Below are 21,372 nucleotides of genomic sequence, written 5' to 3' on the forward strand. Positions count from 1 at the left end.
GGGCGCGCCATTTGTGAGCTTCGAGTAAAGTGCCCGACTCATCGGAGTAAATTCGGGCATTCTCTGGGGGCTGAGATGTCACACCCTAGGTCCGGGCTGCTGTCTGGCCTGGTCGTGGGCTTCATAGCCACGCTCATCTGCACCATCGCACAGGCGGCGGCGCTCCACTACGGAGCCCGCTTCATCCCGGCTGCCTTCCTGGCCGCCGGCGACGGCCTCTGGGCGATGACCGCGATCGCCTTCGCCATGGCTCTCCTCCTGTCGCTCCTGGTATGCCTGGTCAGAGCGAGCAGCCGGGTCCTGCCCTGGTGGTCAGCCCTCTGCGCGGTCGCGGCGGTGGCCCTGGGCTGGACCACCGCCCGCGCGACGAGCACCGGCGGCGAGCCGGACCTGACCCTCGACCGGCTCAGAGCCACCTTCCCGAGCGAGCTGACGAACCTCTGGTCCTCGCTGAAGGACTCCTGGGAGCCCTGGCTGCCCCTGGCCGCGGCGGCTCTGACGGCCTATGTGGTCGTACGCATACGAGTGGGCCGCGTCCGAGCCCGCCGAACGTCCGTCACCCCACCCGAGGACCCGGCCCCCGCCGAACCGGAGTACCGGGCCCCCTTCGAACCCCTCCAAAGCCCCACCAGCCCCTCACGCCCCACCGGCGACCTCTTCACGCCAAGGGACACGGGCCGCGCCTGACAACGGCGCACCAGCCGATCCACGGAATCGGCCGGCGAACCCGCACGTCACGGCGAGAAGCCCCCTCACCGGAGGAGCGTTCCCCTGGACAGGGCCCAGCCCACGACGGCGGTTGGCGCCCACCGTGCCGTGCCGTAAAGCATGAAGGGCCTTGACGGCAGGACACGCACGGGGAGCACCCCACACCGGAAGAACGCACGACAACTACCGACCCGCACAGGAAGAACGCACGACAACTACCGACCCGCACAGGAAGAACGCACGGCAGCCACCGACCCGCACGGAAAGAACCCAGGCAACCACCGACGCGCACAGGAGGACCGACCCGCACAGAGAACGGCTTCGCCGGGCCCGCACTCGCCACCAAGCCGGACAGGGCCACGTAGAGCCGGACAGGGCCGCACATAAAACGGCTTTGCCAGGCCCACACACGCCACCGAGCCGGACAGAGGGCTCTACTGGGAGAGCATGTCCACGGTGAGGTTGGCCTCGGTGTTGGGGATGCCCAGATCGGTCGCCCGTTTGTCGGCCATCGCCAGCAATCGCCGGATGCGTCCGGCGATCGCGTCCTTGGTCAGCGGCGGATCCGCGATCTGCCCCAGCTCCTCCAGAGACGCCTGCTTGTGCTCCACCCGCAGCCGCCCCGCGATCACCAGATGGTCGGGCGCCTCGTCGCCCAGGATCTCCAGCGCCCGCTGCACCCGTGCCCCCGCCGCCACCGCCGCCCGCGCCGAGCGACGCAGGTTGGCGTCGTCGAAGTTGGCCAGGCGGTTGGCCGTGGCCCGCACCTCGCGGCGCATCCGCCGCTCCTCCCAGGCCAGCACGCTGTCGTGCGCCCCGAGGCGCGTGAGCAGCGCGCTGATGGCGTCGCCGTCACGCACCACCACCCGGTCGACGCCGCGCACCTCCCGCGCCTTGGCGTGGATCTTGAGCCGGCGCGCCGAGCCCACCAGCGCCAGCGCCGCCTCGGGCCCCGGGCAGGTGACCTCCAGCGACATGGAACGCCCCGGCTCGGTCAGCGAGCCGTGCGCCAGGAACGCCCCGCGCCACGCGGCCTCGGCGTCGCAGGCGGCCCCCGCCACCACCTGGCGAGGCAGGCCGCGGACCGGGCGCCCGTGGTTGTCGATCAGGCCCGTCTGCCGGGCCAGCGCCTCACCGTCGCGGTAGACGCGCACGACATAGCGCGACCCCTTGCGCAGCCCGGCGGGTGCCAGCACGAGCACCTCGGCCTTGTGACCGAACACCTCCCCGATGTCCTTGATCAGCCGCCGCGCAGTGGCGTTGGTGTCGAGCTCCGCCTCGATCACGATGCGCCCGCCCACCAGGTGCAGCCCACTGGCGAACCGCAACAGCGTGGACACCTCCGCCTTCCGGCAGCAAGGCTTCAGCACTGGCAGGCGGCTCAGCTCGTCCTTCACCACACCCGTCATCGCCATAAGCGTTAGTCCTCCCCCATTCAGACCGACTCTCAGCAGTCTCTCGCACCTTTGCGCCGCGCCGACCAGGATCAACGCTTCTGGAGGAAAATCTCGTCCAGGACGGAGGCAAGACGTCGTGCGTCATGTCGGGGAGAGCCGTCGGCAGCGGCGACGTCGGCCATGACGAGCCGTCCGCCGAGCGCGGCGGCGGCCTTCTCCAGGGCGTCAGGGTCGTCGACCACGCCGGTGTCGGCGAGCACGACATCGACCCGTAGGTCGCGCGCGTGCTGCCGGAGCACCTCCAGGTGCTGCTGGGGTGAGAAGTCGTCGGTCTCGCCGGGCTGCGGCGCCAGGTTGAGCGTGACCAGCCGCTTGGCCTTCGACTCGTGCAGCGCCCTGGCCAGCGCGGGCACCTTGAGATGCGGTAACACGCTGGTGAACCAGGACCCCGGCCCGAACACCAGCCAGTCGGCCTCCAGCACGGCCCGCACGGCCTCGGGCCGCGCGGGCGGGTCCTCCGGCACCAGCGAGATGGCCTGCACCCGGCCGGGGGTCAGCGCGCAGGCCACCTGCCCGAACACGGTCGAGGTGACGCCGTCGAGCTCCACCTCGGCCACGATGTCGAGCGGCACCGACGCCATCGGCAGCACCCGGCCGTGGGCGCCGAGCAGCCGGCCCACCCAGTCGAGGCCCGCCACGGGGTCGCCGAGCAGCTCCCACAGCGCCACGATGAGCAGGTTGCCCACGGCGTGGCCGTGCAGGTCGCCCTCACTGCGGAAACGGTGCTGGACGACCTCGCTCCAGGTGCTCCCCCACTCGTCGTCGCCGCAGAGCGCGGCCAGCGCCATGCGCAGGTCGCCGGGAGGCAGTACGCCGAGCTCGCGCCTGAGCCGCCCGCTGGAGCCGCCGTCGTCGGCGACCGTCACCACCGCGGTCAGGTCACCCGCCACGCCACGCAGCGCGGAGAGCGAGGCGTAGAGCCCGTGGCCCCCGCCCAGCGCCACCACCCGCGGCCTATCACCGGACGCCGCGCCTGCTACGACCGCGTCACCTGGGGCTTCGCCCTCATCGGTCACTCCCGCCCCACATCCCGATGGCTGACCTGTACTTCCATGCCGCGATCACGCAGGCGGCCGGCGACCTGCTCGGCCATGGCCACACTGCGGTGCTTGCCGCCCGTGCAGCCCACCGCGAGCGTCGCGTAGCTCTTGCCCTCGCGCGCGTATCCGGCGGCGATCACCTGCAGAACCTCCTCGTAGGCGTCGAGGAACTCCTTGGCGCCCGGCTGGCCGAGCACGTAGTCGCGCACCGGCGCGTCAAGCCCGTTCATCGGCCGCAGATCCGGCACCCAGTGCGGGTTTGGCAGGAACCGGCAGTCGACCACGAGGTCGGCATCGACCGGCAGGCCGTACTTGAAGCCGAACGAGACCACGTTGAGCCGCAGCCCCGGCCGGTCCTCGCCGCCGAAGAAGTTGACGATCTTGTTGCGCAGCTCGTGCACGTTGAGCGAGGAGGTGTCGATCACCAGGTCGGCGTTGGCCCGCACCTCGCGCAGGATGCCGCGCTCACGGGCGATGCCGTCGACCAGGCGGCCCTCGCCCTGGAGCGGGTGAGGTCTGCGTACGTTCTCGAACCTGCGCACCAGCCCCTCGTCGCTGGCTTCCAGGAACACCACCCGCACGCGTACGCCGCGGCCTTCGAGCTCTTCGATGGCGGCGTTGAGGTCGGTGGTGAAGGCCAGGCTGCGCACGTCGACGACGGCGGCCACCTTGTCGGCGGCCAGCTTGACCTTGCCCGCCTCCTCCGCCATGGCGAACAGCAGCCCCGGCGGCAGGTTGTCGATGACGAACCAGCCCAGGTCTTCCAACGCCTTGGCCGCGGTGCTACGCCCCGCCCCTGACATGCCGGTGACGATGACGAACGCCGGCTCGGTGTTCATTGCCTCACTCCGTTCGGCGGGCTCACTGGCCCTCCCCCTTCAGCGTCGACGCGATCACCTCGGCGATGGCCGGACCGATGCCGGGGACCTGGCAGATCTCGGCGGCGGTGGCCTCGCGCAGCTTCTTCACGGAGCCGAAGTGTTTGAGCAGCGCCTGCCTGCGCGCCGGCCCGAGGCCGGGCACGGTGTCGAGTGCGCTCTCTTTTACGCTCTTGGACCTCTTAGCACGATGGTAGGTGATGGCGAACCGGTGTGCTTCGTCCCGCACGCGTTGCAGCAGGTAGAGGCCCTCACTGGAGCGCGGCATGATCACCGGCTGATCGTCGCCGGGCAGCCACACCTCTTCGAGCCGTTTGGCCAGACCGCACACGGCGACGTCGTCGATGCCGAGCTCGTCGAGTGCCCGCTGGGCGGCGGCCGCCTGGGGGCCCGCGCCGTCGACCACGACCAGGTTGGGCGGGTAGGCGAACTTACGCGGCTTTCCGGTCTCCGGATCGATCGGCCCGTTGGGTCCGTCGGCGTCGTCGTCGGCCGCCAGCTCGCCGGTGGCCGAGCGCTCCTCCAGGTAGCGCCGGAACCGCCGCTGGATGACCTCGTAGATGGAGGCGACGTCGCCTTCCTTGGTCCTGACGGCGAACCGGCGGTATTCGCTCTTGCGCGGCAGGCCGTCCTCGAACACCACCATCGACGCCACGACGTTCTCGCCCTGCAGGTGGGAGACGTCGTAGCACTCGACGCGCAGTGGCACCTGATCGAGGTCGAGCGCGTCGGCGATCTCCTGCAGCGCCTTGCTGCGGGTGGTCAGGTCGCCGGCCCGGCGGACCTTGTGCTGGGCGAGCGACTCCTTCGCGTTGCGCTCGACGGTCTCCATCAGCGACTTCTTGTCGCCGCGCTGCGGCACCCGGACCTCCACCCGGGCGCGGCGCTGCTCCGACAGCAGCTCGGTGAGCGCCTCGGCGTCGGGCGGTAGCACGGGCACGAGGACCTCGCGGGGCATCGACTCGGCGCCCGCGTCGCCGTACATCTGCAGCAGGAACTGCTCGACCAGCTCGCCGGGCGAGGCCTCCTCGACCTTGTCGACCACCCAGCCGCGCTGGCCGCGGATGCGCCCGCCCCGCACGTAGAAGACCTGGACGGCGGCTTCGAGCGGGTCTTCGGCCAGCGCGATGACATCCGCGTCGGTGCCCTCGCCGAGGACGACGGCCTGCTTCTCGAGAGCGCGCTGCAGGGCCTGGATGTCGTCGCGGAGCCTGGCGGCCCGCTCGTATTCCTGCTCCACGGCGGCCTCGCGCATGTCGCGCTCCAGCCGCTTGATGAAGCGGCCGGTGTTGCCCGCCATGAAGTCGCAGAAGTCTTCGGCCAGGTCGCGGTGCTCGTCCGCGGTGACCCGGCCGACGCACGGCGCCGAGCACTTGTCGATGTAGCCGAGCAGGCACGGCCTGCCGATCTGCCCGGCCCGCTTGAACACGCCCGCGCTGCACGTGCGGACGGGGAAGACGCGCAGCAGCAGGTCGACGGTCTCGCGGATGGCCCAGGCGTGCGAGTAGGGGCCGAAGTAGCGGGTGCCCTTGCGCTTGGCGCCCCGCATCACCTGCACGCGCGGGAAGTCATCGGCCATGGTGACGGCGAGGTAGGGGTAGGACTTGTCGTCGCGGTATTTGACGTTGAACCGCGGGTCGAACTCTTTGATCCAGGAGTATTCGAGCTGCAGCGCCTCGACCTCGGTGCCGACCACCGTCCAGTCGACGTCGGCGGCGGTGGTGAGCATCGACTGCGTGCGCGGGTGCAGCGCGGAGAAGTCGGCGAAGTAGGAGTTGAGCCGCTGCCGCAGGCTCTTGGCCTTGCCGACGTAGATCACTCGGCCATGCGTGTCCCTGAACCGGTAGACCCCCGGAGAGTCGGGAATGGAGCCCGACCGGGGCCGGAAACTCAGGGGGCTGCGCGTTGATCTCGCCACGTTCAAAGACTAACGGGCCGCACCGACAAGGCAGCCCGCCGTACCAGCCATCCTGGTACGGCGGGCGTGCGCCTAGGCGAGCGTGATCTGATCTCCGTCCACCTTGATCTGCTGCTCCGGAAGCGGCTTCTTGGCCGGCCCGGCGGTGACGGATCCATCCTCGATCTTGAACTTGCTGCCATGGCACGGGCAGTCGATCGTGCCGTTCGCGACGCTGCCCACCGAACACCCCTGGTGGGTGCAGATCGCACTGAACGCCTTGAACTCGCCCGACTTGGGCTGCACTACCACCACCTTCTGCTCCTTGAAAACCGTCCCCCCACCGACGGGGATCTCGGAGGTCTTCGCCAGTGCGCCACCCGCGGCCGCCGGAGCGCTGGACTCCGTCGTGGCCGCCGAGGCCTGCGTGCCGGACGTGGCGTCATTACTACCGCACGCGGTCAGCGCCAGTGCCAGGCCACCCACACCCACACCGGCGATCACCGCCCTGCGACTCTTAAGGTCTTCTCCCATGTCGCTCACCCAACCGCACGCAGGTGAGAAATTCATGAGGACTCGCTAGGCGAGCGTGATCTTGCCCCCGCTCACCTTGATCTTCTTCTCCTCCAGCGGCTCGGAGGCCGGTCCACCTGCGACGGAGCCGTCCGAGATCTTGAACTTGCTCCCGTGGCAGGGGCAATTGATGGTGCCGTCGGCGACCTCGTCGACCGTGCACCCCTGATGGGTGCAGACCGCGGTGAACGCCTTGAACTCCCCCTCCGTCGGCTGGGTGACGACCACCTTCTCGCTCTCGAAGACCTTCCCGCCCCCGCTGGGGATGTCGCCGGTGTCGGCGAGCGACTTGGCGGCGGCCTTCTTCTTCTTCGGAGCCGCGGACGACGGTTCGTCGGCCGCCGGTGCCTCGCTCGCTTGAGTCGCGGGTGAGCCGTAGCTCGCGCAAGCGGTCATCACCACTGCGAGCCCGGCGCCTCCGGCTCCAAGCACCACCGCCCGGCGCGTCGTTTCGGTCATGCTGCGTCCTCCCAGGTCTAGTTCTCTCTTTAAGTACGGCCAGCGCCCTCGCGCCGGTTCAGCGTGCCGTACGCGAATCCCGGAAACCACGCAGAATTACCTGTTCAGACGACCACGACGCCGTCACCCTCGACCTTGACCCGATAGACCGCCAGCGGCGCGGTCGCGGGCCCCTGGAGCGCCTTGCCGCTGTCGGCGGCGAACTCGCTGCCATGACACCCGCACGTCATAACGTTCTTTTCGGGCGCGGCGACGACGCACCCTTTGTGCGGGCAGACCGCGCTGAACGCCTTGAAGACGCCCTTCGCCGACTGGGTGACCACGATCTTGTACTCCTGTACGACGACGCCGCCGCCGACGGGCACGTCCGCGGTCTTGGCGAGCACCTGCCCCTTGATCCCGGCCACCGGCTCCGCCTTGGCACCGCCACCGCATCCCGCGACCGCCAGCCCGCACGCCGCCAATCCGGCCGCTCCCAGCGCCTCGCGACGCCCGATTTCAGGCATGGCGCTGCCCGGCTCCGTAATCCCCATGGTGCCGACCCTTCCCCGTGGCCACTGACCCCCTGCAGGCCAGGCCGCTATCGTCGGGTCAACTTTATTGCCGACCCCCCTCGGTCCCCCGCCCGGGTCATCCCCGCAGGCCCAAGCGGTCACGCGCTTCGCCCGCGCCACACAACGTCCCCTCAGGAGCCCACGCCACCCGACGTGAACCCGTCCGTCCCGCGTCTCCCCGGACCATCCCGCAGCACCGAACGGCCGCACTCCCGGACGCCCGGTGCCCAGCTACACCCGCCTGGCTGTTCAACGCCACAGCCCTCGACCCCACCCTGGACGCGGGCAGGTCCGAGGATGGGGTCATAGCGTGCGAAACCAGGGGTCCGGGATCCGGAAAGCGCGCAGTCCTGTACGGCGGACACCCGCCGCACAGGACCCCACCCCTCAGAGCGAAAGGATCTTACGAAGGAAGCGCCCCGTATGGCTCTCATCCACCAGCGCCACCTCCTCCGGTGTACCCGTGGCAACCAGCATGCCGCCCCGCGACCCACCCTCAGGCCCCATGTCGATCACCCAGTCGGCCGTCTTGATGACGTCCAGGTTGTGCTCGATGACGATCACCGTGTTACCGCCATCGACCAACCGCCCGAGCACACCGAGCAGCCGCCGGATGTCCTCGAAGTGCAACCCGGTGGTCGGCTCGTCGAGCACGTAGATCGTCCGCCCCGTCTGCCGCCGCTGCAGCTCTGAGGCGAGCTTGACGCGCTGCGCCTCGCCACCGGACAACGTGGTCGCCGGCTGGCCGAGCCGCACGTAGCCGAGGCCGACGTCGTTGAGCGTCTGCAGGTGCCGCTTGATCGCCGGAATGGCCTCGAAGAAGCCGAGCGCCTCCTCGATCGGCATGTCGAGCACCTCGGAGATCGTCTTGCCCTTGTAGTGCACCTCCAGCGTCTCCCGGTTGTAGCGGGCGCCGTGGCACACCTCGCACGGGACGTACACGTCGGGCAGGAAGTTCATCTCGATCTTGATGGTGCCGTCGCCCGCGCACGCCTCGCAGCGACCGCCCTTGACGTTGAAGCTGAACCGTCCCGGCTGGTAGCCGCGGACCTTCGCCTCGGTGGTGGCCGCGAACAGCTTGCGTACGTGGTCGAACACGCCGGTGTAGGTGGCCGGGTTGGAGCGCGGGGTGCGCCCGATCGGCGACTGGTCGACGTGGACGACCTTGTCGACCTGATCCATGCCGTTGATCCGGGAGTGGCGTCCCGGCACCGTGCGGGCGCCGTTGAGCTCCTTGGCCAGCGCGTTGTAGAGGATGTCGTTGACCAGGGTCGACTTGCCGGACCCCGACACGCCGGTGACCGCGGTGAACACACCGAGCGGGAACTCGATGTCGACGCCCCTGAGGTTGTGCTCGCGCGCGCCCTTCACGGTGATCTGCCGCTTCTTGTCGCGCTTGCGGCGTTTGGCGGGGATCGGGATGCTCCGGCGCCCGGACAGGTACTGGCCGGTCATCGACTCTTCGCTGGCCAGCAGTTCCTGGACGGTGCCGGACACGACGACCTGACCGCCGTGCTCGCCCGCGCCCGGACCGATGTCGACCACCCAGTCGGCGGCGGCGATCGTGTCCTCGTCGTGCTCGACGACGATCAGCGTGTTGCCCATGTCGCGCAGCCTGATCAGCGTGTCGAGCAGCCGCATGTTGTCGCGCTGGTGCAGGCCGATCGACGGCTCGTCCAGGACGTACAGGACGCCGACCAGGCCGGAGCCGATCTGCGTGGCCAGCCGGATGCGCTGTGCCTCGCCGCCCGCCAGGGTGGCGGCGGCGCGGTCCATGGTCAGGTAGTCGAGGCCGACGTCGAGCAGGAAGCCCATGCGGGCGTTGATCTCCTTGACGACCCGCTCGGCGATCGCCATGTCACGGTCGGACAGCTTGAGCTCGGCGAGGAACTCCGCGCACTCGCCGATCGACATGGACGACACGTCGGCGATCGACCTGTCCGCGACCGTGACGGCCAGCGTGACCGGCTTGAGCCGGGCGCCCTTGCAGGCCGGGCAGGGGATCTCCCGCATGTAGCCCTCGAACCGCTCGCGGGTCGCGTCGCTCTCCGCTTCGACGTGCCTGCGCTGGACCCACGGGATGACGCCCTCGTAGGTCGTGTAGTAGGAGCGCTGCCTGCCGTAGCGGTTGCTGTAGCGGACGTGCACCTGCTCGTCATGGCCGAACAGCAGGGACTTCTGTGCGGCCTTGGGCAGCTTCTCCCAGGGCGTGTCGAGGGTGAAGCCCATGGTGTGGCCGAGCGCCTCGACGAGCCTGACGAAGTATTCGCTGGTGTGGCCGCCGGACCACGGGTGGAGCGCGCTGTCTCGGAGCGTGCGCTCCGGATCGGGTACGACCAGGTCGGGGTCGACCTCCATCTTGGTGCCGAGCCCCGTGCACTCGGGGCAGGCGCCGAAGGGCGAGTTGAAGGAGAACGAGCGGGGCTCCAGCTCCTCGAACGACAGGTCGTCGTAGGGGCAGTAGAGGTGCTCGGAGTAGAAACGCTCCCGGTTGGGGTCGTCTTCGGGCAGGTCCACGAACTCCAGCGTGATCGTGCCGCCGGACAGTTGCAGCGCGGTCTCGACCGAGTCGGTGAGCCGCCGGCGCGACGACTCCTTCACCGACAGCCGGTCGACGATGACCTCGATGTCGTGCTTCTCCTGCTTTTTCAGCGTGGGCGGCTCTTCCAGCCGTACGACGATGCCGTCGACCCGGGCGCGGGCGAAGCCCTTGGTCTGCAGTTCGCGGAACAGCTCGGCGTACTCGCCCTTGCGGCCCCTGACGACCGGGGCCAGCACCTGGAAGCGGGTGCCCTCGTCGAAGTCCATGACGCGGTCGACGATCTGCTCCGGCATCTGCCTGGCGATCGGCCGCGCGCACACCGGGCAGTGGGGCTTGCCGATGCGCGCCCACAGCAGCCTCAGGTAGTCGTAGACCTCGGTGATCGTGCCGACGGTCGAGCGGGGGTTCTTGCTGGTGGCCTTCTGGTCGATCGACACCGCGGGAGACAGGCCCTCGATGAAGTCGACGTCGGGCTTGTCCATCTGGCCGAGGAACTGGCGGGCGTAAGCCGACAACGACTCGACGTAGCGCCGCTGACCCTCAGCGAAGATCGTGTCGAAGGCCAGGCTCGACTTGCCCGAGCCGGACAGGCCGGTGAAAACGATCAGAGAGTCTCTCGGCAGGTCCAGCGAGACGTCTTTGAGGTTGTGTTCTCGTGCACCACGCACGATCAGGCGGTCTGCCACGGCGATCCCGGATGTCGAAAGGCGGATAGGTCCACGGGGGATGGTAGACGGGGGCTCCGACAATTTCGGCGGCCCGCAGTCCGAACCCCGAAAATCCGTCGCTACCAGGTTACGGCCTACTCCCACCCCTGCAGGAGGCCTTTAGCGCTCAACCGCATGACCTGCGATTTTATGCCCTGAGGGTCGTCCCGAGCCCCCAAATGATGAAATATCCGGCATGACCGTTCTGCTGGCTCTCCAGGCCGAGCCGGCCGCGGCGACCGACCGTTTCCTGGCCACGGCGGCGTCCCTTACCGGGGACGACGTCGCCGCGCCCTCACGCCTTCCAGGCTGGTCCAGAGGCCACGTGCTCTCCCACATGGCGGGGCACGCCGACAGCCACATCAACCTGCTGACCTGGGCCAGGACCGGCATCGAGACACCGCGGCACCCGACCGCCGAGGCCAGGGCGACGGGGATCGAGGCGGGCGCGGACCGTACCGGCGGACCGGCCGCAGACGTTCGTCCACCGGGAACTCCACGACTGCCTGCGTTTCCTGGCCGCACACCCAGAGCACGGTCAGCCTGCGCGGCGGGCGGACGTGGCGCGGCCTGGACTCCGGCCCCGCGGTCGAGGGCGGCGCGGCCGAGGTCCTGGCATGGCTCATCGGGAGATCCGATGGCGAGGGCGTTAGGGTGGTGACGGTGGCGCGGCTGTCCATGCCGGTTCCCGTGGCGCCGCCTTGGTTGACGATGCCCGCCCTCAGTGATCTGCCCGCGACGCCCCCGAAGGACTATCCATGACCTATACAGGTGACGTCCAGGTCGGCGGTCCCGCCGACGTACGCGAGCTCCCGAAGCTGTCGATCTGGAAGCTGGCAGTCGGGCCGTTCGACAACAACGCCTACCTGCTGCGCTGCACCGAGACCGGCGACGCGGTGCTGATCGACGCCGCGGCTGAGGCCGACCGGCTGCTCGCCCTCATCTCCGACCAGCCGATCAGCGCGATCGTCACGACCCACCAGCACGGCGACCACTGGCAGGCGCTGGAGCAGGTGGTCAAGGTGACGGGCGCCCAGGTGATCGCGCATCCGCTCGACGCGCCCGCGCTGCCGGTCCCGGTGGACCGCACGGTCGAGCACGGTGACACGATCGCGGTCGGCGTGGTCGCCCTCGAGGTGATCCACCTGCGCGGACACACGCCGGGCTCGATCGCCCTGCTGTACGACGGCGGCGAGGGGGAGACACACCTGTTCACCGGCGACTCGCTCTTCCCCGGCGGGGTGGGCAACACCCAGAAGGACCCGGAGCGCTTCACCCAGCTCTACAGCGACGTCGTCGAGCAGATCTTCAACCGGCTGCCCGACGACACGTGGGTGTATCCGGGCCACGGCAAGGACACCACGCTCGGCGCCGAGCGCCCGTCGCTCCCGGTATGGCAGGCCAGAGGCTGGTAACAGCAGAAATGCCCGCGGTCAGCGGTTCGCCAGGACCCTGGCGATCCGCTGGGCCGCCAGGGCGGGGTCGTCGGCCAAGCCCACGACCTCGCCCCACGACCAGCGGTAGAACCACCCTTCCGGCAGCGGCACGCAGTCGACGGTCTCGGCGAGCATCGCTGTGTCGGGGTCGCTGACCCGCAGCGCGGGCGGGTAGGCACGCAGCGTGGTGGTCAGCCCGTGCAGCTCCAGCTCCCTGGCCAGCTTCGCGAGGAAGTACGTTCGCGTGTGCTCGCGGGGCGTGGCCGACATGGCTCCATCACCATCCGATGACGGCGGACGTATCCGCTCAGCTGCCGATGCGCTCGGCTTCCTTGCGCTGCTCACGCTTGTAGAACAGCACCCGCAGGGGGATCGCCGCCACGAGCGCGATCTGCATGATGGCGCCGATCTTGATGGGCAGGTCGCCACCCTCGGGCCAGGCCACCCAGACGGTCAGGAAGGCCACATTGATCATGATCCACCCGAGCACCACCGCGGCGAGCTGCCCCTTGGGCTTGGGGTACTCGATCCGGCTGACCATCAGCCAGGCCACACCGAGCACCGCGAGCAACGAGTAGACGCTCGGCTGGAACAGCATGACGATCGAGATGACGGTCATGGCGCCCATGGGGATGGGCAGGCCCATGAAGTCGCCGCTCTTGGTCTTGACGCAGGCGAACCGCGCCAGCCGTACGACACCGGCGACCAGCACCGCCGCGGCGGCGGCCACCACCGCGGCGAACGGCACCTTGTCCGTGAAACCACCCCAGATCACGACCATGAACGCGGGCGCGAACCCGAAGCTGATCACGTCGGCGAGGTTGTCGAGCTCGGCGCCCATGGCGGAGGCGCGGAAGCGCCGCGCGACCAGGCCGTCGAACAGGTCACAGGTGGCGCCGATGAGCAGCAGCACCACGGCGGTCGCGAAGTAGCTGGGTGCGGGTGTGAAGTCGCCGCCGGCCTTGAGCGACTGGATGGCCGATGAGGCCAGGACGCACACCGCGAGGAACCCGCAGATGGCGTTGCCCAGTGACAGCGAGTCAGCCGCGGACAGGCGGAACGCCTTGCCTACGGGTCCTCGAGGTTCTTCGTCTTCCGCCTGCCAGCTGCCGGCATCAGCCGCGGTCAATTCTGGTCACCCCCGCAACCGTCTTCTCGCCCACGGAAACCGCGGGAGAGATCCCTTCGGGAAGGTAGATGTCGACCCGCGAACCGAACCTGATGAGCCCGATCCGCTCGGTCTGCGAGACCTTGGCCCCGGCGCTCAGGTACGGCACGATCCGGCGCGCCACGGCGCCCGCGATCTGCACCATCTCGACGTCGCCGAGCGCCGTCTCGAAATGCCACACCACGCGTTCGTTCTGGTCGCTGTCCTTGTTGAAAGCCGGCAGGAACCCACCCGCCACATGCTGCACGGAGGTGACATTTCCCGCAAGGGGGGCTCTGTTGACATGGACGTTCAGCGGGTTCATGAAGATCGCGACGCGGGTGCGTCCGTCGGCCCGCGGGTCGATGCTCTGCACGACGCCATCAGCCGGGGACAGGATCCGCCCGTCACCTGGCGTGCGGTCGGGGTCGCGGAAGAACCAGAGCATGGCACCGGTGAGGGCGCCCAGCGGCACGGCCGCCAACGCCCATCGACGATCCCGGCGCGTCAGCAGCGCGGAAGTGGCCGCGGCGGCCACCGTTGGGAAGAGCCACGGGGACACCCCGCGCGCGAGCCGCACGCGGCCCGTCTTGGCAGAATCGTCTGACACGTACAACCTTCGATGGTGACTGGACTGGGCGCTTTGCCGTGATGTTACAGAGTCAGCAACTATTACACGGCACAACTTCTCAAGCAAAGCGCCTCGAAAGCCATTTAGCTAGCCCTGCTGGTTTCCTCGCCCTTGCGCGCATCGACGCGGGCCTTGATCAGGCTGGCCGCGGTTGTGATGACCATGGTGGCGCCGATGACCGTGAGCGACACCCAGATGGGGATTTCGGGCGCCCAGGAGACCTCGCTGGCGTGCAGTGCCTCCAATATCAGCTTAACCCCGATGAAGCCCAGTATGAACGCAAGTCCATAGCTGATGTAGACCAGCCGCTGAAGCAGGCCACCCAGCAGGAAGTAGAGCTGACGCAGTCCCATCAGCGCGAACGCGTTGGCCGCGAAGACGATGAACGGGTCCTTGGTGAGCCCGAAGATGGCCGGAATCGAGTCGAGCGCGAACAACAGGTCGGTGCTGCCGATGGCGATCATCACGATCAGCATCGGGGTGACCATCCGCCGCCCGTCGATCTTGACGGTGACCTTCGACCCGACGTACCCCTCGGTGGTGGGGAACGCCTTGCGCACCCACCTGAGCAGGATGTTCTCGCTGAACTCCTCTTCCTCGCCCTTGAGGTGCTGCCGGATCAGGTTGATCGCGGTATAGACGAGGAAAGCGCCGAAGACGTAGAACAACCAGCTGAACCGCTCCAGCGCGGCCGCGCCGAGCGCGATGAAAACGCCGCGCATGACCAGCGCCAGCAGGATCCCGACGAGCAGCACCTTGTGCTGGTACGCCCGGGGCACCGCGAACCTGCTCATGATGATGAAGAAGATGAACAGGTTGTCAACGCTCAAGCTGTATTCGGTGATGTAGCCGGCGAAGAACTCCCCCGCTTTGGCGCCGCCGATCGTGGCCCACAGCACACCGCCGAACACCACCGCGAGCAGGACATAGAACGTGACCCAGTAACCGGCCTGCCGCATCGAGAACTCGCGGGCTTCACCCCGGTCGACGATCCAGAGGTCGATGGCGAGGACGACCAGCAGGCCACCGATGACGGCGATCCAGGCCCAGACAGGTACGATCACGTTCCACTACCTCCGGCATGCAAAATACGACTGCCGGAGGTCTCTCCCGCCCGCCAAGACCGCGGACCGGCAGCCCCGGGGGCCCCGTGGAGCGGGGCTGCACCGTGATGACGAGGCTGCCACGAAGGGATACTCCCCTCCCTAACGCACGCAGTATATGAGAACGCGTAAGTCTCGCCTAATCCTTCATGTGATCATGACTGTGCGTAAACATTCAGCACACTCTCGACCGCGTCCTCGGCATCGGGCAGCTCGGCCCCCCGCCGCGCCGCCGCCGCGGCCAGCCGCGCCGCCTCGGCACCATCCCCGACCACATCCTGTACGGCGGCCCGCAACGCCACCGCGTCCCCGTACGGCACCAGGATCCCCGCCCCGGCGACCAGATCGGGAATCCCGCCCACGGCTGTCGCGATGACCGGCCGCCCGACCATGAGCGCCTCGCTCACGCTCAGCGGCTGGCCCTCCCACCTGCTCGCCCACACCACGACGGTCGCGGCGGCGAGCAGGTCGGGCACGTCGTCCCGGTTGCCCAGCAGCACCACGGGCAGCTCCTCGGCCTCGATCCTGCGCCGCAGCTCCCCGAGCAACGGCCCCTCCCCCGCCACCGCGAACAGCGGCGTCTCACCCGGCCAGGGCCCGCGAGCGGCGTCCAGGAGGGTCTCGTAACCCTTCTGCTGAGCCAGCCTGCCGACGGCCAGCACGATCGGCCGCCCTCCGGCCCCCAGCTCGGCCCTGACCTCCTGCGGGGACCGCCGGGCGGCCCGTGGCACGGGCGCGGGCACCACGGCCGGTCGCACGTCCCGCGCCCCCAGCGCCCTCATCCGCTCCCCCAGGTCGGGCGAGACGACCAGCACCTGGTCCGCCCTCCTGGCCACGACTCGTTCGAGCCCGCCATAGACGGCCCCGATCAACCCTCCGGCGGTGAGCGCGTTGTGCAGCGTCACCACCAGCGGCACCCGCCCCTTCACCCCGAACGGCACCAGCGCCCCCTCACGGGACCGCTCATCCCCCGGCGTCCGTCCCGCCGCACCGGACCGCCCATCTCCCATCGCACCGGACCGCTCGTCCACCCGCGTTCGCCCCGTCACCCGGCCCCACAGCCCCAGCCCGGCCAGGGCCCCAGCCCGGAGCCCATGGGCGTGCACCACGTCGGCGTCCTTGGTCATCCGCCTGATCGCGAGCACGGCCCGTAGGTCATTGACCGGATGCGGCCGATCCGACATCGGCACCTCCACGAACCTGGCCCCGGCGCCGCCGAAGGAGAACCGCTCCTCGACACTCCCCGGCCCCAGGACCACCACGCGATGGCCACGCCGCACGAGCCCCTCGACCAGCATCCGGACATGCCGTCCCGTACCACCGGACGTGGTGCCCAGCACGAAAGCCACCCGCACCGCCGCTCCTCACTTCCCAGATCCACGTCTGAACGAACCGGCCACCGCCCGAGCCGTCGGCCGATCCACCAGTGCCACGACCACACCACCGGCGACGACCGCCACGAGCGCCGCCAGCACGGTCGCCCCGACATTGGGCCAGATGCCCCGCGCCCCCAGCACCCCCACGACCGCCGCCCCGGCCAGGTAACCCGCACCACCCCCGGTGACCGAGGCCAGCGCGGCCCGGCCCAGCCCGGCCACCGCGACCCGGCCCCGCGCCCGCACCACCGAGGCGAGCAGCAGCGCACCCCCCACCGTCATCCCGACGGTCATGCCGAGCGCCATCCCCCCGATCTTCCATTCACCGGAGAGCACCAGCACGAACACGGTCTGCGCCACCATGACGACACCCCACCCGATCACGGTGCCCGTCGCCGCGGCCCGCCCGCGCCCGGCCGCGTACAGGACGCGGCTCAAATGCGCGATGAGCCCGTAGCCGATCAGCCCGGGCGCGAACAACGCGATCGCGTGCGCGAACTCCTGCGCGGGCACCTGGCTCTTGGAGCCGAGGAACACCACCGCCCCCGGCTCGGCGACCGCGGCGAGCACCCCGGCGGCCAGCCCCGACACCAGCACCACCGCCCGCGTGGTCCGCGCCGCGAGCGTCGCGAACCCCTCCGCGTCGCCGTTCGCCGCCTGCGCGGACAGCCGCGGAAAAGCGCTCGTGGCAATGGGTACGGCCAGCACCGCGTACGGCACCAGGTAGATCGCCCAGGCGTAGTTGTAGACGACGATGGCCCCGTTGCCGATCTGCTTGTTGGACAGCACGATCACCACGACCATGGCGGCCTGCTGGGCGAGCAGCGCGGCGACCCCGGCCAGCGCGAGCCTGCGCACCTGTACGGCCACGCCGGCGGGGAAGCGCAGCGTGGGCCGCCACCGCAACCCGAGCCCGGCGGCCGGGCCGATCACGGTCAGCACCAGGGCCAGCACCCCGAGGCTGGTCCCCACGGACAGCGCGAGCTCGGCGGAACCGCGCACGTGTACAGGATCGATGATCCCCTCGCTGAGCGGCACGAACAGCAGGTAGCCGACGATGACCACGACGCTGGACACCAGCGGGGCGACCGCGGGCCCGGCGAAGCGGTGGTGGGACTGAAGCACGCCGTACAGCACGACCGCGACGCCGTACAACGGGATCTGGGGGGCGAAGACGACCAGCATGCGGGTGGCGACCGCGGTCATCGCGCCCACGTCGCAGCCGGGCACGTCGTCGCCGAAGAACAGCCCGACGATCGGCCCGGCGAGCACCGCGGTCAGCACACCGAGCGGCACCAGCACCACGAGCACCCAGCTCAGCAACGCCGAACTGATCCACCCGGCCCGCTCCCGCGCCGCCGCGCCGCCCAGAACATGACCCGCCCCAACGTCCCCCTCGCCTCCGACGCCAGGCTCGGGCCCCATCCCCGGCATCCGCCCGACGCCGGGCTTGCGCCCGCTGTCCAGCTCGCGCCCGGCTCCCGCGAGCACCGGGACCACCATCCCGGCGAGCGCGCCGCCGACGACGACCTCGAAGACGATGTTGGGGATCTGGTTGGCCGTGCCGTAGGCGGTCGCCAGGCAGTTGGTGCCCACGGTCTGGGCGAACGCGTACTGCTTGGCGAACCCCGCGACCCGCGCCAGCACGGTGATCGCCCCGATGAGCAGCGCTCCACCGGCGACGCCACGGACGAGCCGCTCCCTCACCACGCCCGCCCCGCCCCGCACCCGATCACGGGAACATCCTGGCAGGCCGCACCGACATTCGCGCAGCGCGTCCCATCAACTCACACGGGGTCGACGGGACGGCGACCGAGCATGTCCAGCCGGTTGAGCACCGGATTGCCGGCGATGACCTTGGTAAAGCTGACCTTCTCCGACGCGGCCGTCAGCGCCGCCACCGTACCGAGCAGCACGAACCGCCCCCGCCGCCCCAGCTTGGTCACCGCGGCCAGCCCGAGCAGCGCGCCCAGCGCGTTGGCCCCGGCGTCCCCGAGCATCGCCCGCTCTCCGAGGTCGTCGGGAAGCAGCGCGGCGGCCGCGCCCAGCGGCACGGCGGTCAGCGCGGCGGTCAGCGGCGCGTCGCGGAAGAGCGAGGCCGCCAGCAGCGGCCCGCCCGTGAGCAGGCCCACCTTGATCGCCCGGCCGGGCCGCAGGTCGAAGAGGTTGGCCAGGTTGGCCGTGCCCGCGATGGCCGCCCCGTTGACCAGCGTGTCGACCGGTCCTCGCGAGACGAGCGCCGCCGCGCCCAGCCCGGTGGCCCCGATGCCGAGGATCTTGACCGCCCCGCTGGTCACCTCGCCGCGGCCGAGCGCGGTCAGGTGCCCCTTGAAGCCCTTGGACTTGGTCGTGCCGTAAAGGTCGTCGTAGGCGCCGAGCGCTCCGCTACCGACCCCGGCCAGCAGCGCCGCCAGTCGTACCCGGGGAGGAAGACCCGGCGCCAGCGCGGCCGCCACGCCGGAGCCGGCCACGAACGCGGGGCCCTCCAGCAGTGTGATCGGCTCGCCGCGGTGGTTGGTGCGGGTCCAGCGGCCCGGCTCCTTCTCCTCGCCGGCGCGCGGCGCCAGGCGGGTGAAGGCGGTGTAGGCGGCACGGGCGGCGATGGCGCCGATCGCGGCGCCGACGAGGGCGTAGCGGAGGCCACGAGCCATGTCAGCTCCCTGACTGGGTGGGGGACGGGGTCGCGGTCGGTACCGCGGGCTGGAAGGACGCGGCTCCCGTGCCGATGCCGTAGTGGCCGGCGCGGCCGCTCAGCTGCTCGCGGAGCGCGTCGACGATCACGATCCGGCCCGCGGGCATGTCGGGCGTGTCGACGGTCGAGACACGCTTGGCGATCTCGCCTTCGTCGCGCAGCGCGTTGATCACGCCTCCGGAGGCGGTGGCGGTGGCGGCCGAGCCCGTCAGCACCGAGCCCTTGCCGCCGGCGTCGAGGCCGCTCACGAGCGAGACGAGGGCGTCGGCCTGGGCGTCGGCGTTCTCGCCCTCGAACGGCTTCTCCGGGGCGAACATCACGGCGAGCGTGGCCCGCTTGCTCGGGTCGCCCTCGACGCTGAGGAACCCGCCCTCCTCGAAGCCGCCGAGGACGGCCCCGGTGGCCGGGTTCGCGGTGCTGGCCTGGGCCGGGTCGGTGGTCATGACGGTGGCGGCGAGCACGGCGCCGGCCTTCTGGTAGGCGGTGGCCGCCGCGGGGAAGGTCATGTCGTCCGGTTTGAGACTGTTGGCCAGGCCGTCGACCACGCCGCTCTGCTTGGCGTCGACGAACTTCTCGCTCAGCACGACCCGCCCCGTGACCAGCGCGCCCGCCTGGGCGAGGACCTGCTGCTCGGCCTCACGGTAGGTGGTGCTGGAGCCCGGCGACTCGATCAGCACGACGTGCTGGCCGGTCAGCGCGCCCGCGACGCGTTGCGGGGTGAGCGCGGTGACGAAGGAGTCGTTGCCCGCCTCCCTGCCGCGCAGCGCGTCGATCTCGGCCCTGAGGCCGGTGTTGTCCTTGGTCATCTGGTCGCTCGTCCGCCTGGCCAGCTCGATGGCGGGCGACTGGAGCAGCGTGGTGCCCATGACGATGCCCACCGCCAGCGCGAGGAAGATCGCGACGATGGAGACGAGGTGATAGCGGAAATCGATCACGAGAACAGTCCGACCAGCCAGAAGATGAAGGCGTTCCAGAAGTCCTGCACGCCGTTCAGCCAGGTCTGGCCGATCGGTGACAGGAAGAGCGCGACGCCCATCGTGATCAACGCGGTGATCACGAGCAGCAGCAGTTGCGGCGTCGAGATGCGGCTGCGATAGAGCCTGCTCACGCCCTTGGCGTCGATGAGCTTGCTCCCGACCCGCAGCCGGGTGAGGAAGGTGCTGGCCATTCCGGAGCGCCCCTTGTCGAGGAACTCCTCCAGCGTGCCGTGGGTGCCGACCGCCACGATCAACTCGGCGCCCTTGTCGTCGGCCAGCAGCATCGCGATGTCCTCACTGGTGCCGGTGGACGGGAAGATCACCGCTTCGCGGCCGAGCTGGTGGACCCGTTCGAGGCCGGGCGCCCTGCCGTCGCGGTAGGCGTGCACGATGAGCTCGGCACCGCAGCTCAGCGCCTTGGTGGAGACCGAGTCGAAGTCGCCGACGATCACGTCGGGCAGGTAGCCGGCCTCCAGCAGCGCGTCGGCGCCGCCGTCGACCCCGACGAGCACCGGGCGGTATTCCCTGATGTACGGGCGCAGGGTGGCGATGTCGTCTTTGTAGTGGTAGCCGCGCACCACGATGAGGACATGCCTGCCCTCCATGGGGGTGCGGATGTCCGGCACGCCGACTCCGTCGATGAGCAGCTTGCCCTCGCCCCGGACGTACTCCATCGTGTTGACGGCGAAAGCCTCGATCTGCACCGCGAGTCCGGCACGGGCCTCGGCCATGGCGGCGTCGACCGCCTCGGTGGTCTGCTCCTCACCCTTGCCGACCACATCGCCGTCGAGGTAGACGACCCCTTCGTGGAGCCGTACGACGTCACCGTCCTTGACCCGCTCGAACAGGTCCTGGGTGGCGTTGTCGACGAACGGCACCCCGGACTCGATGATGATCTGCGGACCGAGGTTGGGGTAGCGGCCACTGATGCCGGCGGCGACATTGACCACCGCCGACACCCCGCACGCGACAAGAGCCTCCCCGCTGACCCGGTCCACGTCGACGTGATCGATGATCGCTATTTCACCGGGCTGGAGGCGCTTGGTCAGCCTCTTCGTCCGCCGATCGACTCTCGCCACTGCCGTGACACCGGGAAGGTCTGCGACCTTCCTAGCGCGGAGGCCCGGCATCCTGCTCCCCGGAACCTTCATCAAGACCATCCTGCCAGAGTGAAGCAGCGCAGGGGCCACGCACT

General features: G+C 69.8%; 20 protein-coding genes. 3 read left to right on the forward strand and 17 right to left on the reverse strand.

The features are described 5' to 3' along the window. Positions 1-75 precede the first annotated feature (75 nt). Positions 76-687, forward strand: a complete 612-nt coding sequence (locus tag AB0F17_RS53530) for a hypothetical protein (protein WP_358040846.1) — start codon at positions 76-78, stop codon at positions 685-687. A gap of 455 nt (positions 688-1,142) precedes the next feature. Here AB0F17_RS53530 and whiA read toward each other — a convergent pair whose 3' ends face one another. The 8 genes from whiA to uvrA all read right to left on the reverse strand — a co-directional run bounded on the left by whiA (position 1,143) and on the right by uvrA (position 10,794). Continuing rightward, a complete protein-coding gene (whiA, locus tag AB0F17_RS53535) occupies positions 1,143-2,123 on the reverse strand; it encodes a DNA-binding protein WhiA (RefSeq protein WP_214636242.1) in 981 nt (326 codons plus the stop codon). A gap of 71 nt (positions 2,124-2,194) precedes the next feature. After that, positions 2,195-3,112 (reverse strand): uridine diphosphate-N-acetylglucosamine-binding protein YvcK, encoded by a 918-nt coding sequence (gene yvcK, locus AB0F17_RS53540; protein ID WP_358040944.1) that lies wholly within the window; start codon positions 3,110-3,112, stop codon positions 2,195-2,197. Between the two features lie 65 nt (positions 3,113-3,177). After that, complete coding sequence (rapZ, locus tag AB0F17_RS53545; RefSeq protein WP_358040848.1) at positions 3,178-4,044, reverse strand: RNase adapter RapZ; 867 nt, start codon at positions 4,042-4,044, stop codon at positions 3,178-3,180. 22 nt (positions 4,045-4,066) lie between these two features. Then, complete coding sequence (gene uvrC / locus AB0F17_RS53550) at positions 4,067-6,001, reverse strand: excinuclease ABC subunit UvrC (RefSeq protein WP_358040851.1); 1,935 nt, start codon at positions 5,999-6,001, stop codon at positions 4,067-4,069. 72 nt (positions 6,002-6,073) lie between these two features. Next, the gene (locus AB0F17_RS53555) at positions 6,074-6,514 is read right to left on the reverse strand and encodes a Rieske (2Fe-2S) protein (RefSeq protein WP_358040854.1); all 441 of its coding nucleotides are present in this window, start codon (positions 6,512-6,514) and stop codon (positions 6,074-6,076) included. Between the two features lie 45 nt (positions 6,515-6,559). Next, entirely contained in the window at positions 6,560-7,012 is a 453-nt protein-coding gene (locus AB0F17_RS53560; RefSeq protein ID WP_358040857.1) for a Rieske (2Fe-2S) protein, read from the reverse strand. A gap of 104 nt (positions 7,013-7,116) precedes the next feature. Next, positions 7,117-7,518 carry a Rieske (2Fe-2S) protein gene (locus AB0F17_RS53565; protein WP_358040860.1) on the reverse strand — a complete coding sequence of 134 codons (402 nt, stop codon included), beginning with the start codon at positions 7,516-7,518 and terminating at the stop codon, positions 7,117-7,119. A gap of 435 nt (positions 7,519-7,953) precedes the next feature. Next, the gene (uvrA, locus tag AB0F17_RS53570; RefSeq protein ID WP_358040863.1) at positions 7,954-10,794 is read right to left on the reverse strand and encodes an excinuclease ABC subunit UvrA; all 2,841 of its coding nucleotides are present in this window, start codon (positions 10,792-10,794) and stop codon (positions 7,954-7,956) included. A gap of 217 nt (positions 10,795-11,011) precedes the next feature. Between uvrA and AB0F17_RS53575 the strand changes: the two genes are divergently transcribed. Further along, positions 11,012-11,476, forward strand: a complete 465-nt coding sequence (locus tag AB0F17_RS53575) for a maleylpyruvate isomerase N-terminal domain-containing protein (protein WP_358040866.1) — start codon at positions 11,012-11,014, stop codon at positions 11,474-11,476. A gap of 97 nt (positions 11,477-11,573) precedes the next feature. Beyond that, positions 11,574-12,230 carry an MBL fold metallo-hydrolase gene (locus AB0F17_RS53580; RefSeq protein WP_358040869.1) on the forward strand — a complete coding sequence of 219 codons (657 nt, stop codon included), beginning with the start codon at positions 11,574-11,576 and terminating at the stop codon, positions 12,228-12,230. Between the two features lie 18 nt (positions 12,231-12,248). Here AB0F17_RS53580 and AB0F17_RS53585 read toward each other — a convergent pair whose 3' ends face one another. The 9 genes from AB0F17_RS53585 to steA all read right to left on the reverse strand — a co-directional run bounded on the left by AB0F17_RS53585 (position 12,249) and on the right by steA (position 21,328). After that, complete coding sequence (locus tag AB0F17_RS53585) at positions 12,249-12,521, reverse strand: hypothetical protein (RefSeq protein WP_358040872.1); 273 nt, start codon at positions 12,519-12,521, stop codon at positions 12,249-12,251. Between the two features lie 37 nt (positions 12,522-12,558). Continuing rightward, positions 12,559-13,380 (reverse strand): CDP-diacylglycerol--serine O-phosphatidyltransferase, encoded by an 822-nt coding sequence (gene pssA, locus AB0F17_RS53590; protein ID WP_358040875.1) that lies wholly within the window; start codon positions 13,378-13,380, stop codon positions 12,559-12,561. Then, positions 13,367-14,008 (reverse strand): phosphatidylserine decarboxylase, encoded by a 642-nt coding sequence (locus AB0F17_RS53595; RefSeq protein ID WP_358040878.1) that lies wholly within the window; start codon positions 14,006-14,008, stop codon positions 13,367-13,369. Before AB0F17_RS53595 ends, pssA begins: the two co-directional genes overlap by 14 nt. Positions 14,009-14,112: 104 nt before the next feature. Next, positions 14,113-15,093 (reverse strand): TerC family protein, encoded by a 981-nt coding sequence (locus AB0F17_RS53600; protein ID WP_358040881.1) that lies wholly within the window; start codon positions 15,091-15,093, stop codon positions 14,113-14,115. A 194-nt stretch (positions 15,094-15,287) separates the two neighbouring features. After that, on the reverse strand, positions 15,288-16,487 hold the full coding sequence (locus AB0F17_RS53605; protein ID WP_358040883.1) for a glycosyltransferase family 4 protein: 1,200 nt from the start codon (positions 16,485-16,487) through the stop codon (positions 15,288-15,290). Between the two features lie 9 nt (positions 16,488-16,496). Further along, on the reverse strand, positions 16,497-18,215 hold the full coding sequence (locus tag AB0F17_RS53610; protein ID WP_358040886.1) for a lipid II flippase MurJ: 1,719 nt from the start codon (positions 18,213-18,215) through the stop codon (positions 16,497-16,499). Between the two features lie 80 nt (positions 18,216-18,295). Then, complete coding sequence (locus AB0F17_RS53615) at positions 18,296-19,159, reverse strand: hypothetical protein (RefSeq protein WP_358040889.1); 864 nt, start codon at positions 19,157-19,159, stop codon at positions 18,296-18,298. 1 nt (position 19,160) lies between these two features. After that, positions 19,161-20,135, reverse strand: a complete 975-nt coding sequence (locus tag AB0F17_RS53620) for a copper transporter (RefSeq protein WP_358040892.1) — start codon at positions 20,133-20,135, stop codon at positions 19,161-19,163. Then, complete coding sequence (steA, locus tag AB0F17_RS53625; protein ID WP_358040894.1) at positions 20,132-21,328, reverse strand: putative cytokinetic ring protein SteA; 1,197 nt, start codon at positions 21,326-21,328, stop codon at positions 20,132-20,134. The genes AB0F17_RS53620 and steA overlap by 4 nt, the downstream gene beginning before the upstream one ends. Positions 21,329-21,372: the final 44 nt, after the last annotated feature.

It is taken from the genome of Nonomuraea sp. NPDC026600, from assembly GCF_040638335.1.
GTDB lineage: Bacteria > Actinomycetota > Actinomycetes > Streptosporangiales > Streptosporangiaceae > Nonomuraea.